This is a genomic window from Sediminibacterium sp. TEGAF015 (genome assembly GCF_025997995.1).
Taxonomy (GTDB): Bacteria; Bacteroidota; Bacteroidia; order Chitinophagales; family Chitinophagaceae; genus Sediminibacterium.
The window spans coordinates 688956-705890 of sequence record NZ_AP026683.1 but is presented as its reverse complement, the minus strand read 5'-3'; the positions used below and the strand labels follow the sequence as shown (position 1 = coordinate 705890).

The 16935-nt window shown below is 38.8% G+C and carries 14 protein-coding genes and 1 tRNA gene; 7 read left to right on the top strand and 8 right to left on the bottom strand.

The annotated features are described in order from the left end of the window. Positions 1-38: 38 nt before the first annotated feature. The 3 genes from TEGAF0_RS03180 to argS form a co-directional block, all read right to left on the bottom strand. Positions 39-428 (bottom strand): DUF2200 domain-containing protein, encoded by a 390-nt coding sequence (locus TEGAF0_RS03180; protein ID WP_264899990.1) that lies wholly within the window; start codon positions 426-428, stop codon positions 39-41. Between the two features lie 126 nt (positions 429-554). Beyond that, positions 555-638: transfer RNA gene (locus TEGAF0_RS03175), tRNA-Leu, on the bottom strand. Positions 639-671: 33 nt separating this feature from the next. After that, positions 672-2483 (bottom strand): arginine--tRNA ligase, encoded by a 1812-nt coding sequence (gene argS, locus TEGAF0_RS03170; RefSeq protein WP_264899989.1) that lies wholly within the window; start codon positions 2481-2483, stop codon positions 672-674. A 35-nt stretch (positions 2484-2518) separates the two neighbouring features. Between argS and TEGAF0_RS03165 the strand changes: the two genes are divergently transcribed. Further along, on the top strand, positions 2519-3019 hold the full coding sequence (locus TEGAF0_RS03165; protein ID WP_264899988.1) for a GtrA family protein: 501 nt from the start codon (positions 2519-2521) through the stop codon (positions 3017-3019). Positions 3020-3151: 132 nt separating this feature from the next. Beyond that, positions 3152-5053 carry a molecular chaperone DnaK gene (dnaK, locus tag TEGAF0_RS03160; RefSeq protein ID WP_264899987.1) on the top strand — a complete coding sequence of 634 codons (1902 nt, stop codon included), beginning with the start codon at positions 3152-3154 and terminating at the stop codon, positions 5051-5053. Between the two features lie 100 nt (positions 5054-5153). Here the strand turns inward: dnaK and TEGAF0_RS03155 are convergent, their stop codons facing one another. The 3 genes from TEGAF0_RS03155 to dnaG form a co-directional block, all read right to left on the bottom strand. Further along, positions 5154-6008: an IS3 family transposase gene (locus TEGAF0_RS03155; protein ID WP_264898971.1), complete on the bottom strand. Its 855-nt coding sequence runs from the start codon at positions 6006-6008 to the stop codon at positions 5154-5156. A gap of 14 nt (positions 6009-6022) precedes the next feature. Continuing rightward, positions 6023-6457 carry a hypothetical protein gene (locus TEGAF0_RS03150; RefSeq protein ID WP_264898973.1) on the bottom strand — a complete coding sequence of 145 codons (435 nt, stop codon included), beginning with the start codon at positions 6455-6457 and terminating at the stop codon, positions 6023-6025. A gap of 84 nt (positions 6458-6541) precedes the next feature. Next, positions 6542-8470 carry a DNA primase gene (dnaG, locus tag TEGAF0_RS03145; RefSeq protein WP_264899986.1) on the bottom strand — a complete coding sequence of 643 codons (1929 nt, stop codon included), beginning with the start codon at positions 8468-8470 and terminating at the stop codon, positions 6542-6544. A gap of 86 nt (positions 8471-8556) precedes the next feature. Here dnaG and TEGAF0_RS03140 point away from each other — a divergent pair, with 86 nt between their 5' ends. The 5 genes from TEGAF0_RS03140 to TEGAF0_RS03120 all read left to right on the top strand — a co-directional run bounded on the left by TEGAF0_RS03140 (position 8557) and on the right by TEGAF0_RS03120 (position 15757). Continuing rightward, positions 8557-9303, top strand: a complete 747-nt coding sequence (locus tag TEGAF0_RS03140; RefSeq protein WP_264899985.1) for a DeoR/GlpR family DNA-binding transcription regulator — start codon at positions 8557-8559, stop codon at positions 9301-9303. A gap of 178 nt (positions 9304-9481) precedes the next feature. Next, positions 9482-12610: a SusC/RagA family TonB-linked outer membrane protein gene (locus tag TEGAF0_RS03135; protein WP_264899983.1), complete on the top strand. Its 3129-nt coding sequence runs from the start codon at positions 9482-9484 to the stop codon at positions 12608-12610. A 17-nt stretch (positions 12611-12627) separates the two neighbouring features. Continuing rightward, positions 12628-14265 (top strand): SusD/RagB family nutrient-binding outer membrane lipoprotein, encoded by a 1638-nt coding sequence (locus tag TEGAF0_RS03130; RefSeq protein ID WP_264899981.1) that lies wholly within the window; start codon positions 12628-12630, stop codon positions 14263-14265. Positions 14266-14289: 24 nt separating this feature from the next. Continuing rightward, positions 14290-15024, top strand: a complete 735-nt coding sequence (locus tag TEGAF0_RS03125) for a DUF4397 domain-containing protein (RefSeq protein ID WP_264899979.1) — start codon at positions 14290-14292, stop codon at positions 15022-15024. A gap of 22 nt (positions 15025-15046) precedes the next feature. Further along, positions 15047-15757, top strand: coding sequence for a DUF4397 domain-containing protein (locus TEGAF0_RS03120; protein WP_264899977.1), 711 nt, complete (start codon positions 15047-15049; stop codon positions 15755-15757). Positions 15758-15841: 84 nt separating this feature from the next. On the opposite strand, the gene TEGAF0_RS03115 is transcribed toward TEGAF0_RS03120, so the two are convergent. Both TEGAF0_RS03115 and TEGAF0_RS03110 read right to left on the bottom strand, forming a co-directional pair. After that, complete coding sequence (locus TEGAF0_RS03115; RefSeq protein WP_264899976.1) at positions 15842-16486, bottom strand: J domain-containing protein; 645 nt, start codon at positions 16484-16486, stop codon at positions 15842-15844. A gap of 11 nt (positions 16487-16497) precedes the next feature. Next, a complete protein-coding gene (locus tag TEGAF0_RS03110) occupies positions 16498-16911 on the bottom strand; it encodes an STAS domain-containing protein (RefSeq protein WP_264899975.1) in 414 nt (137 codons plus the stop codon). Between the last annotated feature and the right edge of the window lie 24 nt (positions 16912-16935).

The window sequence follows — 16935 nt, the reverse complement described above, 5'->3', positions numbered from 1 at the left end:
AAAAATGTTAGTTTTCAAAATTTACAACTGTAACTTAATTAAATTTTAGGCGTATTGGAAAACAGATTTTGGCGCATAATTTTCTCTAGTTTTTTTCCTTTTGCCAATTCATCTACCACTTTGTCTAGGTATCTTACTTCTCTGGTTAATTGATTCTCAATGTCTTCAATTCTATATCCGCAAATCGTGCCTGTAATTAAAGTAGCATTGGGGTTAAGTTGAGCTTTTGAAAAGAATTCAGCAAAACTTACTTTGTTGGTAATCAGTTGATTAATTTGTTCTACTGAATAACCAGTTAACCACTCAATGATTGTATTTAATTCTGTAACGGATCTTCCTTTTTTTTCAATCTTAGCCACATAAAGTGGATAGACTGAAGCAAAACTCATTTTTGCTATTCTTTCATCGTGATGGCTGGTAGTAGACATAGATTTACAGTTTCAATTTGAAAATAAGGAAAAATGAAAGTATTTGAAAAAGATTGTCGAATCTCTGTAACAAGCTTCGATTGAATCCATAAAAAAATCCCGCACTTTGTGCAGGACTTTTCTCTGTGCCCGAGACTGGATTCGAACCAGCACGCCGTTTCCAGCACCACCACCTCAAGGTGGCTTGTCTACCAATTTCAACACCCGGGCGCCTTACCAGGTTGCAATATTAAAATATTTTTTTTACATCCTTTCGGGTACTTTAATTCCCAGTACTTCCATTCCGTTTTTAATTGTTGTTGCTGTTAATACAGATAACATAATTCGTAATTGCTGTTTGCTAGTACTTTCAGCATTGGCAATGGAATGTTCAGCGTAGAAAGAACTGAAAATTTTGGCAATCGTATAAATGTAAATGGCAACTTTTGAAGGATCCTGTTCTTTAGCTGCATCCTGCAATGTTTCAGGAAACTGTTCCAATGCCACCATTAGTTCCTTTTCAAGTGGAGTAAAAGTAACCGAATCATCCGGAGTCAGCTTGGTATCTGGAGTATATTGTAATTTCCTGAGAATACTGCTGATTCTTGCATAGGTATATTGAATAAAAGGCCCTGTAAATCCATGAAAATCGATGCTTTCCTCTGGATTAAAAATCATTTTTTTCTTTGGATCTACCCTAAGAAGGAAGAATTTCAAAGCTCCCAATCCAATAGTATCATACAATGCCACTCTTTCTTCTTCCGTAAAGTCATTGACCTTCCCCAACTCCTCGGTTTTCTCCCGGGCAATTCGAATCATTTCATCAACCAGGTCATCTGCGTCTACCACCGTACCTTCCCGGCTTTTCATTTTGCCGGTTGGCAATTCAACCATACCATAACTAAGGTGATATATTCCATCTGCAGATGGTAATTGTAGCTTCTGACAAATCAGTTTTAATACTTTAAAATGATAATTCTGCTCATCACCAACCACATAAATACTCTGTTGAGCATTGAACTCCTTTTGCTTTTGTTCAGCAAGACCAATGTCTTGTGTTATATAAACTGAAGTGCCATCTTTTCTTCTAACGAGCTTTTCATCTAAGCCATCTCCGGTTAAATCAATCCAAACACTCTGATCTTCTTTTTGATAAAACACTTTTTGATCCAGTCCTTTATCTACCAGATCCTTACCTAATAAATACGTATTACTCTCGTAATAAATTTTATCGAAGTCAGTACCAATTCTTTTATATGTGGTATCAAATCCTTCATAAACCCAACTGTTCATCTCTTTCCACAACTGAATAACTTCAGGCTTTCCGGCTTCCCAGTCCAACAACATTTGCTGGGCTTCTTTCATTATGGGCGCTTCTTTTTCGGCCTGTTCATCTGTTAGTCCTTTTGCTTTAAGATCTGCCATTTCAGCTTTATAGGCATCATTGAACCTTACATAGTAATCTCCAACAAAATGATCGCCTTTTTTCCCTGTACTTGCAGGCGTAGCTCCATTGGCGTATCGCTGCCAGGCAATCATACTTTTACAGATATGTATGCCCCTGTCATTCACAATACAGGTTTTTACTACTTCATTTCCGGTAGCTTTTAAAATTTCTGCAATGCTTCTTCCAAGAAAATTATTTCTCAAATGCCCCAGATGTAAAGGTTTATTCGTGTTGGGAGAGGAGTACTCCACCATTACCTTATTTCCATTAAGCGGAGCAAAACCGTAGCAAGTATTGGCGTAATTACCAGCCAACTTCTCTGACCAATATACTTCCGGAATGGTTAGATTTAAAAAGCCTTTAACCAGGTTGTAGCTGGAAAACAAAGATGGATATTGGTTCACAAGATAGTCTCCCAGCTCTTTACCCAATTGTTCGGGTGATTTCCTGAGTGTTTTTACAAAAGCAAACAATACCACAGTATAATCTCCTTCAAATTCAGGCTTGGTTTGATTTACCAATACCTGATCTGCAGTAACGGATTCTCCGTATAGTGCCTGTATACTGCTGGCCGCTGCCAGTTTTATTTGATTGACCACACTCATAATCTTAACAATTTCGGGTTGCAAAACTAACCATTTATCAACTACCTTCGCGCTCCGTTATGCAAAAGCTGCACAAATTCGTTAGTGGATTTATTCTACAAGTGGTTGACTGGTTTTATCCCTTGTTCAGCAGGTTCATGCCCAAACAAACTTATCGGTATGCCGCTTGTGGTGGGTTTAATACGGTTCTGGATATAGGTTTATTCTTTGTTGCCTACAACTATATATTAAATAAGTCCGTTGTACAAATGTATTCTGTAACGGTTAGTCCGCATATTGCCTCGTTTATACTCAGTTTTCTGGTTACTTTCCCAACCGGATTTTACTTAAGCCGTTATGTGGTATTTCAGGAAACAAGTGTTACTAAGCGGGCACAATTAGCCAAGTATTTCCTGGTTGTTTTTGGCTGCATCCTGCTGAATTATATATTTTTAAAAATATTTGTAGATAGTTTCGGATGGTACGCAACCCCCTCCAAAATGCTGACCACTGTTTTTGTGGTTATTTTCAGCTATTTCTCTCAAAAGAACTTCACTTTCAAGGCTAAGCAGCTGCAATAAGGGCTTATTTACGCTAAAATGTCCTTATAAGTCTGTATAATACGACGATTTGGTAGTGAATCTGACAATATTGCACTTTGCTTACCCGTGGCATAATCATTGAATAAACTACTGCAATTGAAAACATATATTATGGCAAAAATTATTGGAATAGACCTCGGAACCACTAATAGCTGTGTATCCGTAATGGAAGGTAATGAACCGGTTGTCATTGCCAATGACGAAGGACGCCGCACTACTCCTTCAATAGTAGCATTTTTAAAGAATGGCGAACGCAAAGTGGGAGATCCTGCAAAAAGACAGGCTATCACCAATCCACAAAACACTATTACCAGTGTGAAGCGTTTTATGGGTCGTCGTTACGACGAAGTAACTGAAGAAATCAGCCACTGGAGCTATCAAGTTGCCAAAGGTGATAACAATACCGTTCGTGTACAGATTGAAGATCGTATGTACACTCCACAAGAAATTTCTGCAATGATTTTGCAGAAAATGAAGAAGACTGCTGAAGATTATTTAGGTCATGAAGTGAATGAAGCGGTAATTACCGTTCCTGCTTACTTTAACGACGCTCAGCGCCAAGCAACAAAGGAAGCCGGTGAAATTGCTGGTTTGAATGTAAGAAGAATTGTGAATGAACCAACTGCTGCAGCACTTGCTTATGGACTTGACAAGAAAAATGCAGACCAGAAGATTGCCGTATTCGATTTGGGTGGTGGTACTTTCGATATATCTATTCTTGAATTAGGGGATGGAGTATTTGAAGTAAAATCAACCAATGGTGACACGCACTTAGGGGGTGATGATTTTGATAAAGTAATCATGGACTGGTTAGCAGACGAATTCAAAGCACAGGAAGGTATTGATTTGCGTAAAGACCCAATGGCTTTACAGCGTTTAAAAGAAGCTGCTGAAAAGGCAAAAGTAGAATTGAGTTCTTCTTCTGAAACTGAAATTAACCTTCCCTATATCACTGCAGTAGATGGTGTTCCTAAGCACTTAGTGTTAAAATTGTCTAGAGCTAAATTTGAACAATTATCAGATAATTTATTCGCTCGTTGCTTAAAACCATGTGAAGCTGCATTAAAAGATGCAGGTTACTCAACAGCTCAAATTGATGAAGTTATTTTGGTGGGTGGATCAACCCGTATTCCAAAAGTTCAGGAAATTGTAGAAAAGTTCTTTGGAAAGAAACCCAATAGAAGTGTGAATCCGGATGAAGTAGTTGCCTTAGGTGCTGCGATTCAGGGAGCAGTTCTTACTGGTGAAGTAAAAGATGTGTTATTGCTAGATGTTACTCCGCTTAGCCTTGGTATTGAAACCATGGGTGGTGTAATGACAACCATGATTGCAGCCAATACAACCATTCCAACCAAGAAAACAGAAGTGTACTCAACTGCCAGCGACAATCAGCCAGGTGTACAAATTCATGTACTTCAGGGAGAGCGTCCAATGGCCAATCAGAATAAGAGTCTTGGTATGTTTAACCTAGATGGTATTCCACCAGCTCCAAGAGGAGTTCCTCAAATTGAAGTTACTTTTGACATTGATGCAAACGGTTTGTTGAATGTAAGTGCAAAAGACAAGGGTACAGGTAAAGAACAAAAAATCAGAATTGAAGCGGGTAGTGGCTTGAGCAAAGAAGAAGTTGAAAAAATGAAAGCTGAAGCAAAAGCCAATGAAGCTGCCGATAATGAAGCGAGAAGCCGCGTTGAAAAATTGAACCAGGCAGACAGCTTGATTTTCCAGACTGAAAAACAATTTAAAGAGTTTGGTGATAAGATTCCAGCAGATAAAAAAGGTGCTATTGAAACTGCATTAAATAAACTGAAGGAAGCACACAAAAATCAGGACATCCCTGCAGTTGATGCGGCAATGGCTGAAATGAATACTGCCTGGACAGCTGCCAGCGAAGATATCTATAAAGCACAACAAGAAGCTGGTGCACAGCCAGGTGCTGATGCAGGAACTGCAAACGGTGATGCTCCAAAATCTGACACTGTTGAAGATGCGCAATTCGAAGAAGTAAAATAATATTGTGCTTTTATAAATAAGAAACGGTTAGCCGTTCTGAAAACACGATATACTGACCCGTCCTAAATAACCGATACGGTTATTAAAGTATAAAAGTAGTTTATTCAAAGGTAGCAGGAGCGTTCCTGCTACCTTTTTTGTTTTTATAGGTTTTAATAGGAAGTTTAGATTGACAATGCATTTGATTGGGGGTTAAATAGGAGCAAGAATAGTGTGGTCTTTCTTGATTATAGATGTCAATGGTTTCTTTAATAATTTGCTGTTGAGTAGTTAGGTCAACTTTGTAGTTTTCGATACAAAACTCATTTTTAATGATTCCATTGACTCTTTCAGCTATGGCATTTGAGTAGGGGTCAGAGTCTGTCGTCATACTACAAGTGATTTTATGATTACTAAGTAACCTTTGATATTCATTGGAGCAATATTGTAGGCCTCTGTCTGAGTGATGTATGAGTACTGCTTCTCGATATTTTCTTGTTTTAATAGCCATTTTCATTGCTCTTAAAACCCCTTCCGTTTGTAAATTATTCGATAGGTCATACCCAACTATTTTCTTTGAGTAGGCATCCGTAACCAATGCAAGGTAGTGGTGTCCAATGGCAGATTGCATATAAGTTATATCGGACACCCATACTTGTTCTGGTCTTGTGATAAATAATCCATTTACCAGATCTTTATGCTTTCTGAACCTATGGTGAGAGAAAGTTGTTATCCTGTAACTCCTTTCAGGCTTTACTTCTAGGTGATTGGCTTTCATAATGGCAAATAACTTATCTCGACCAATTCCAAGTAGTTCCAATTTAGGCTTTAGTAAGAAATACAATTTTCTTGTGCCAATTCGTGGCATTCTTCTACGTATAGGAACAATTAAATCAATTACCTCCTGAGCTAGTGTCTTTCTTTTATTGGTAGCCCTAATTCTGCGATAATAGACCTGTCTGCTTAACCCGAACAACGCACAGGTAGCTGTTAGCGTTTCTTTTTTTTCTGATCGATATTGGTCGATTGTTCGGGTGAGGAGTTTTTTCTTATTGGAATATTATATTCTTTCTCTGCCAAATTGATCATCATATCGAAAATCATGGCTTTTTTATCTGCCTGCTCTACTTGATGTTCTAAAAAAGCTTTTTGCTTTTCCAGAAGCTTAATCTTTAATTCCATCTCGAGCAGCTTTTGCTCTGGGGTTTTGGGCATATACGAGGGAGTTTGGTTTTCCCAGTTAAAGTTCCCATATTTTCTTAACCAGGCAATAATAGTTGCCCTAGATTGCACCCCATACTTGACCATGGCCCCTCTAGTGGATAGTTTACCGCGTTCAATTTCTTGAATAATCTCTAATTTTAGCGACAAAGGGTAATCACTTTGTTTTCGCTTAACATACTGATTCTCTTGATTGTCCTGCATATTTTACATTTTGTGTATCGATATACTAGGACGAGACATACATAGTTAAGTTTAAAAGCCCTGAGTTTACTCGGGGCTTTTTATTTATCGAAGGATTACGGTGCCAAGCTGTTTAGTGATGGCAATCTCAAATTCTTTTAACTGTTTATGCAGCTCAATTAGTTTCAATTGCTCTTCAAATGAGGCAGTTTCCATATCCCGTTGATTTTGCTCGAACATTTTCTTAATCTTTCTTAGTTTAAAATAATTCAAACTCATTTCAGTATCTGAAATAGAAACATCCTTATTTACAATATTCATGTTGGGCAATATTTCGTCCCATCGATTGCTTAACTCAAAAGGGAACATAGAAATATTAATCAGTAATTCCCTGATGGATGCGTCATCGTGATACAGCATAGTCTTTGTTGTGGGTTCCAAACCTTTATTGTATGCATCCTTATATAAGTCAATTAGTTTTTCATAGGTTGAATTTTCAATAGGGTAGTTCTCCAATTCTTCAAATATATAGGCAGCAATGGTGCGAGACTCGTCATATGGTTTAAGACCATATTCATACAAAACACGAACTACATTTTTTTCTACCTGATCATCTTGCTGAAGTAACAGCTGTCCTTCATCCATGTCCCTATTGGGTTGCATGGAATCCTGATGAATGAAATCTGCTTCATCAAAGGGTAGCTTTCTTTCCTCCTTGGCAATTTTATCTCTTTTGAATTTATTTACCAGATTGGTAAAACCGGCTTCGTCAATTTTTAATAAGGACGCACATTGTTTTATATAGTCCTGTTGTCTTGTAAAATCTTCTGCACGACTTATTTTACTAAGCGTTTCTGCAATTTGATTAACAATTCCGCTCTTTTTATTGATATCATTGCCTGCTTCTTTCAACAATACTTCCAACTGAAAGAGGATAAAATCTTTTTTAGAAGCTGCAATGAAAGCATTGAAAGCAGTTGCGCCTACTTTATTTACATAACTATCTGGATCTTCTCCGTCTGGTATTAATACGAGCTTAACGTCTAAGCCCTCTTCCACAGCCAGATCCAATCCCCGAAGGGCCGCTTTAATCCCTGCTGCATCTCCATCATATATGATAGTTAAATTGTTGGTATACTTTTTTATTAAACGGAGTTGATCTATTGTAAGCGAAGTTCCTCCGGAAGCCACTACATTTTCTATACCTGCCTGATGAAGGCTTACCACATCTGTGTACCCTTCCACGAGTAAACATTCTTTAGCTCTGTCTATGGCCTGTCGTGCAAAATAAGATCCGTATAGAATCTTGCTTTTGCTATATACTTCGTTTTCCGGGGTATTGATATACTTTGGTGCTTTATCCGCCTTTCCAATTACCCTGGCTCCAAACCCAATAATCTTTCCTGTATTATTATGTATCGGGAAAATGATTCTGCCTCTGTAATTGTCTACCAGTTCATCGTTGCGAAAAGCCACGAGTCCTGTCTTGGGCAATAATTCTTTGTTGAATTGGTTTTGTAATAAGGCAGCAGTTAATGCGTCTTTTGCAGATGGATTATAACCGATCTGAAATTTTTGCAGTACATCATCACGGAACCCACGTTCTTTTAAATAGGAGCCTGCAATTATTTGTCCTTCTTCGGATTGAAACAATTGCTCTGTAAAAAACTTCTGTGCAAATGTGTTGATGGCATGCAGACTTTCCGAAACTTGCTGTTGTTGCACCTGCTCAGGGGTTCGCTGTGTTTCCTCAATTTCTACATTGTATCTGTGTGCCAGCCATTTCAGCGCTTCAACATAACTGTACTTCTCGTGTTCCATCAGGAAAGTGATGGTATTCCCACTCTTTCCACAACCAAAACATTTATAGATTTCCTTGACGGGAGAAACTGTAAAAGAGGGAGATTTTTCTCCATGAAAAGGACATAAGCCCAGATAATTGGTTCCTCTTTTCTTCAGTTTCACAAATTCCCCAACAACATCAATGATGTCTATTCTACTGGTTATTTGTTGTTTGGTTTGTTCGGATATCATATTAAGCGAGTAAAATTAAGCAAGGCTGTCCGTACACGCTAAAAAAAATATTTGCGTGATTTTGCAGGAACTCATTAATTTTAAGAATGCTTAAAAAAGAACGTCAGGCGTATATCATACAGCAAATCAATATTCATAATAAAGTATTGTCATCTGATTTATGTGTCCAATTAGATGTTTCTGAAGATACAGTCCGCAGAGACCTGCAAGAGTTGGCGGAAGAAGGAAAACTGATTAAAGTACATGGAGGCGCTTTGGCCAAATCCTTCCATTTTACAATAGAAAGCCAACAAGTTTATTCTCTCCCCGAGAAAAAAATTATTGCTCATAAAGCCATTGATCTGATAAAAGATGGCATGTTGGTGGTAATTTCTGGCGGGACCACTATGCGAGAATTGGTGAATATGCTCCCCCCAGGACTTACAGCTACTTTTGTAACCACCAATGTCCCAATTGCCTTAGAATTGCTGGAACATCCGAATGCGGAAGTGATATTCCTTGGCAACAAACTCCTGAAAAGCGCACAAATGGCAGTAGGAGCCGAGGCTGTTCAACGACTGGGGCAATTAAAAGCCGATTTGTGTTTGTTGGGTACCAATAGTATTGATCTTCAGATGGGCATTACCGATTTGGAATGGGAAATCATTGAAGTGAAGAAAGCCATGATCGCCTGTGCCCAAAAAACAGTTTCACTAGCCATTTCCGAAAAATTGAACTCCAGTCAGCGATTACAGGTCTGTCCCCTTGAGCAGGTTGATGTATTAATTACAGAATTGGATCCCTCCAGCGAAAAATTACAACCTTACGCTAAACGGGGAATTACCATTTTATAAATTTTAATGGTGCCACTTTAATACCTGCAAAAAAATGTGCAATTTTTTGCTGCCATTTTTATGGTTTTAACAGATGATTAACCATATATTTATGTCATCATTTAATTGACTAACGAAACGCTTCAATTTTTGCAGCTTTTTGCAACAAATTGCTGTCTATGAAACAAACACTGTAGTTATGAGAAAACTCGCTTATGCCTGGAGGATTGCATTTTTGCTTTTCTTCCTAGTGATGAAAGTCTCTGCACAGGATATTACCGTTACTGGTAATGTTTCCGATTTAGAGAAAGGTTCGCCTTTGGAATCGGTTTCTATCCGTGTAGTAGGCAAATCTACCGCCACCAAAACCGATGCCCGTGGTAATTTTACCATTAAAGCCACAAAGGGCCAGGTACTGTTAATTACTTCTCTGGGATTTGAATCTCAGCGTGTAGGAGTGAAAGATGATCAAAAGATCATCGTACGTCTGAAAGCTGAATCTTCAGAACTGGAAGATGTAGTAGTTGTTGCCATGGATCAGAAAAGAAAGCCCAGAGAATTGGGATACTCAACCCAACAGGTAAAAGGAGCAGAATTACAAGAAACACAGCGCGACAACTTTGTTAATAGTTTACAGGGGCGCGTTGCAGGTTTAACTGTTAACCCTACTTCCGGAACCGTTGGTGCTTCTTCTCAGATTGTACTTCGCGGTTTCAACTCATTGTCTTTAAGTAACCAGCCTTTGTTTGTAGTGGATGGGGTTATCATGGATAACTCTTCTTTTGACGAAACATCGGATGGAGGTCGTAGTGTGGGTTTGGCTTCTGACAGACCTAACCGTGGAAGTGACTATAGCAACCGTATTTCTGACCTGAACCCCAATGATATCGAGAACGTAACTGTTCTAAAGGGGCCAGAAGCAACTGCCTTATATGGTAGCCAGGCAAGTTCCGGTGCCATTGTTATTACAACTAGAAAGGCAAAAACTAGCAAACTTGCTGTACAATATGATAATGCATTTAGAGTACAGGTGCTGAATCGTTTTCCACCCACATTTGATGCGTATACCAACGGGACAAATAACCAGCCTAGCAATATATTCCGCTATTTTGGACCAGCTTACCCATCTGGAACCAGGCTCTATGATAATATAGGTGCTTTCTTTAGAAATGGTAAGTCTCAAACCCATAATCTGGGAGTTGACTTTGGTATTAAAAAATCCATTTTCCGTTTCTCTGCTTCTTATTTAAAGCAAGAGGGTGTAGTTCCTAACAACGATCAGGAGAAAATAAATCTGAGTTTACGAAATACAACTAAAATTACCAAGTGGCTTGAAATTACACCATCTGTTGCCTATACTAGAACTAATACAGCAAAGGTATTGCGTTCTGCAGGTGGATACTTAATTGGTTTAATGCAGTTTCCTAATACAGTTGACGTAACCAAGTTCGAAGACGATGGTGGTAATAAATTGCCACTATTTTCTGCAAATGCAAACGCTGAAGTGGACAATCCTTTATGGAACGTTCAGAATAACAGAGGACGCGATCAAACAGATCGTTTATTCTCCTCTTTAGGAATTAACCTGAATCCAACAAAATGGTTGAGCATTACTGGTCGTTTTGGATATGATACTTATAAAACGATTGGTTACCAGAACTATCATCCACAATCATTCTTTGTTTCTACTGCTTTAAGAGGTTCTCAGGATAACTACTGGAATACTTACAAAGGTTATAACCATACCATTAATGCTACTGCCAAGAAAACATTTGGTGACTTCAGTGTACGTGCAATGGCGGGAACCATGTGGCAGGATTACAGAACTGAAGTGTATGCGGTGAGTGGTAATAACGTTGCTGATCCAAACAGAACTGACTCAAATAATACTGCGCCAAACACAAGAGTACGTTTGCTACGTAATAATTTTGGTGAACCCAATTTGCGTGTGATCAGACAAATTGCTTACTTCGGAGAATTAGCACTGAGCTATAAAAATTTATTATTCTTCAACTATTCTCATCGTTTTGAATCTGCTTCTACTTTACCTGCAGCCAACAGAAATTATAACTATCCAGGTTTAAGTTTGAGTGCAATCATGACAGATATCTTACCTGGTTTGAAGAAGGGTGGTGTACTTAACTACTGGAAACTACGCGGATCAATGGCGAATACAGCCAGACTAAATTCTGCTTATTCAACTCAGTCGGTGTTTGTAAACAACTTCGGTAGTGCCAACGGCCCTGCGTATTCTTATGGATTTACCAATAACAACCCAGACCTGAAGCCTGAGCGTCAGAGCACTTATGAAATAGGTACTGAATTTAAATTCTTCAAGAACAGATTAAGTATTGATGCAACCTACTATAACACTTTAACAAAAGGTCAGATTATTGAAAACATGCGTTTGAGTTATGGTACAGGTTTCGTATTAAACACACAGAATGCTGCCAGCACTAGAAACGAGGGTGTTGAAGTTGCCATTGATTATCAGGTTGCACAGAAAAAAGACTTTGGATGGAATGTTCGTTTGAACTTCAATAAAATGTGGAATGCAGTAGTAGGATTCCCTGCTAACGTTTCTGAATTTTATATATCCGATACATGGTTATATGGTAACGCGCGTGCCAGTGTATTGGGCTTAGGTAGTCCTACAACAGGTATTGCTTCTTGGGGTTATGCAAGAAACAATGCAGGTCAAATTTTAATCAACCCATCAAATGGATTACCATTAACAGATGGTTTATTTAAATTAAGAGGTGATCGTAACCCAGCATTCACATTGGGTATCCAGAATTCATTCCGTTATAAAAACTGGCGTTTGAGTTTCTTATGGGATCTTAAGATTGGCGGAGACATATTCAATGCCAATGAAATGTTGTTAACCAGCCTTGGACGCAGCAACAGAACCATTGATCGTTTTGTGCCACGTGTAATTGATGGAGTTTTAAATGATGGTTTTGCCAATACTGCCACTCCAACCAGAAATACTATTTCTGTAATACCAGCTTACAACGATGCGTATTATACAGCGTCTTCTATGCCGGAAGAAGCATTCATTCAGAAAAACGTAAACTGGTTAAGAATGCGTGATATCACTTTAAGTTATTCATTAACTGAACGTGCATTAAGAAATCTGAATGGCATTAAATCTGCCAGCATATTCATTACTGGTAACGACTTGTTCCTGATTACCAATTATACCGGTGCTGACCCACAAGTGAGCGGTAATACTGCTGCCACAAGAGGGGTAGGTGCTTTTGGATTTGACTATGGTACATTAGCCACTCCAATAGGTGTAAACTTTGGTGTAAGAGTAGGATTTTAATTTCAAAAACAGTGAACATGAAAAAATCATATATTAATATAAAATCAATAGTAAGCCTTGCCGTGGCGGGTTTACTTTTTTCATCTTGCCAAAAAAAGTTAGATGAAGCATTTACCAACCCCAATGCGGGGGTTCGCGTTCCGGTAGAAAGTTTATTGCCTGGTATCATCAGCAATATGGGAGGAAGTTCTGCTGCTGCAGGTTCCGCTTATGGTTTACAAAATGATGGTATGCAGGTTGGTCGTTATGTACAATTCTGGGCTACCAATACTACTGGTAATCAGTTTGATCAAATGGGTGGTGCCACTGGTGCCAGTGATTTGATGGGTTCTATCTGGGCCATGCATTATTATGGAATGGGGCAGAACCTAAAGCGAATGATGCAATGGGCTGCTGAAGAAAAGAAATGGGATTATGTTGGGGTAGGACATGCCATGTCTGCCTGGAGCTGGTTAACAACGGCTGAAATGTACGGTGACATCATTGTCAGAGAAGCTTTTAATGCCGATCAACTGGTTTTCAAATACGATGATCAGTCCTTGGTATACGACACCGTTCGTCAGATCTGCAGAACAGCTATTACCTATCTGAACAATACAGGTGATAGTGCAAGCCCTGCCAATCTGGCTAAGGGGGATGCTTATTTCTTTAACGGAGATGTAAACAAGTGGAAGAAATTTGTTTATGCAGTTATGGCCAGATCATTCCACCATTTAAGTAATAAAGCATCATATAACGCTGACTCTGTTATTTTTTATGCCAACCTTGCTATGAATGTGAATGCCGACAATGCAGTAATGCGTTTTGCGAATACAGGTATTACCGGTACATCCAATTTCTTCGGACCAGTAAGAGCAAACGTAGGAACCATGAGACAAACAGAATTCATTGCGAATCTGATGACCGGTGTCAATAGCCGTTTCCAAGGTGCAGTAGATCCTAGAGCTGCTTATATCATAAGAGAAAATCCCAACGGCACGTATAAAGGTATTCGCCCTAACGGTGGTACCAGTGGTCTGGTAGTAAATGATCAGCCTGCCAATTTCTGGGGTAGTGTTTTCACTTCTACCGCAGCGCCTACTTCAGATGCAGATTGCAGATATATTTTCAAAAATGGATCGCCTTTCCCGATAATTACAGCAAGCGAAATCAAATTCATGATTGCGGAAGCGCAGTATAGAAAGGGTAATAAAGCGGCTGCAAGAGCTGCTTATATTGACGGTATCCGTTTGAATTTTGATATGTTAATCAACGATTATGGTTCGGCTGTTCCGTCTGGCCGCGTAATTACCATAACAGATAGAGATAATTACCTGGCTAATCCAACGGTTGTTCCTGCTGCCAGTGATTTGACTTTATCCCATATCATGCTTCAGAAATACATTGCGTTATACGGACATGGTATTCAGGAAACCTGGACAGATATGCGCAGATTCCACTACACAGACGTAGAAGCAGGTCAAACTACTCCTGTATATGCTGATTTTGTAGTTCCAACTGGTATTAATTTGTTTGCCAACAATAATGGTAAATTGGTTTACCGTGCAAGACCTCGTTACAATTCAGAGTATTTATATAATGTAAGCGAATTGAATAGAATAGGGGCAATTGCTTTGGACTATCATACTGTAGAACAATGGTTCTCTAAACCTTAATTACTACCGTAAAAAATGAAAATTATGAAAATGAAACTTTTTTATATTATCGCTGCAGTAGGTCTTTTCACCGCATGCACAAAAGACTTTGACGGCCGTGCCAATGAGTCTGTAGGAACTGAGAACAAAGCATTCATTCGAATCGTTCCAGCGAGTATGGGGGCTACTAGAAATTTTGCAACTTTAGATGGAGCTTTGCTGAATGGCTCGGCACTCTCTATGGGAAGCGTATTCCCTGGAGCTTCAACAGTAACCGCTTTTGCCACTATAACACCTGGAGCAAGAACCATTCGTATCTATGACAGTGCAGCCATTCCTGCTCAAACTCCAGTAAGCATTTCTGCTGAATTTGCGCAAGGTAAATTTTATACAGTTTATACTTATGATACCAGCAACGCAGTAAAAGCAATCATATTGAATGATGTATTTACCGTTCCATCGGATACAACGGCCAGTGTGAAATTTGTCAATATGATATCTAGTACTTCTGCAGTGCCGAATGTGGATTTGTACTCCCGACGCAGAGGGGCAAATATTGCTTCTAATATTGCCGTATTGGGTGAATCTGCCTATATCCCTCATATCAGTGGACAAAATGATACACTAGAGGTAAGAGCTACCGGAACCACTACAGCATTGGCATTATTCAACGGATTTACTTTTAATTCAAAAAGAGTATATAACGTAGTATTCAGAGGTCGCTACCAGGCCACTTCTGGAACCATGTCAAGAGGTATTACCGTAATGGCAACTTATTAATTGAAACTTTCAAATGACTATCATGAAAAAATATATTTTATACTTTGCAGGGTTGTTTTCCGTGCTGTTTTTTTCTGGTTGTGCAAAAGACCCTGTTAATCCGGGATATGCTCAATACATGTTTATTAACGCAGCACCGGACGTTGCGGCAGGTTTAGACTTTTTTGTTGGCGACCTAAAGCAAAATATTCTTCCTATTGCATTCGGATCCAATACTATTTACAATAGTACAACTCCCGGAACCAAAGATATTATTGTTAGAATGGCTGGATTGCCTACTCTTTTTTCAACTGGCAAATTCAATGTTTCGGATTTACGCGATGAACCTGCCAGGTATACATTAATAGCTGCCAATAAATTAGAAACTGCTGAGTTACTTTGGATTCAGGACAATCTAACTACACCGGCTTCAGGCAAAGCACACCTTAGAATTATTCATGCAAGTGGAGATGCACCTGCTGTTAATGCTTTTAATGGTACCGCTACAACTGCACTATTTCCTTCTGCCATTAGCTACAAAGGAGCCAGCAGTTTTATTGCTTTGGATGCTACTTTGTTGGGTACTTCTTATAGTATTCAAATCAGAAATGCAGCTACCAATGCAGTTATCAGAACTCAACCAATGACAGCTGTTTCTGGTAAAATTTACACGATTGTAGTTCGTGGTTCTGTAACACCGTCCCCATGGTTATCTGCTAATACGGTTTCTTCTACCTTGGTTGCGAATAACTAAATATCCTTAGCATGCATTACATTTAGAAAATGCCCGCTGAAAAATAAAATCATAAATAGTCCCGGTTGCTGAAAGTAGCCGGGACTATTCTTTTACAAGCCAATAGATAAAGAGACAAACCAATATACTGATAGTTGCCACTAATGGTACCTGCCATTGATTCCATCTCGCTTCCCACAATTGTTTATTTGAAAGGAATTGAATTTGGTAAATTTGATCTGGATGCTTAAAATGCTGTTTAAGCACCTGAAGAAAAGGGTCACTTTCAGTATAGGGAAGGAAAGAGAGGCAGTATAGTTTTCTTGCTAATAAATAATCCTGGTCCTCCTTACTGGCATTTTGTATGTAGGTTAGTACATGCGGCATCCCATATGCATAGTTGAATTTCCATTTAATTCTGTCATAATTTATAAACCGAATATCCGCTTGCTTCATTTCTTTTTCAAATAAAAAAAAGTAATGCATGATTTCGGATACATTCAACAGAGAAGGAGCCGCAACTGAATAATTTTTCTGGAGTGCTAGGCTTCGGTCGTACTGTATTTTTGCCGATGCATTACCTAAGATTTCGTACGCCTTTTTGATTTGTTTGAATTGCTCTGTATATACAGGATTCTGGGTTTTATCAGGGTGATACTGATGCGCTAATTTTCGGAAAGCAGCTTTAATTTCTGAAACAGAAGCATTGCTTTGTATTCCTAAAATGGCATACCAATTGGGTTCTGTCATTGAACAAATGTTTATGCAGGCTCTTCCGGGTGATTTTCAAAACTGAAATCATCACTGTCTAATAATTCCCTCTCAATTTCTTCCATTTGAACAATATCCCATGCTTCAGACTCTGTTGGCGTAATATTCCACACTTCAAGTACACCTTGCTGATCTAATTCCTGCTCCAGACTTTCCTCCATATTACAAACAACAAACGAGGCATTCTTTTCGTAGAAATTTTGTTGCATTTCAGTAAGCGAATCTGCCACTTCAGCATCCATCTTGGTAACTCCTGATAAATTCAGGATCAGGTTCTTAGGGTGATTATTCAATATTTGTCTGCAATTCTCTAGTAGATCTGCTGACATATTTGCAGAAATGTATGCGGTTAGTGGGTTTATTACCGTGAATTTTTCCTTGGTATCAATTTTGACATTTAGCATATGAGTGGCATATTAACATTCTGT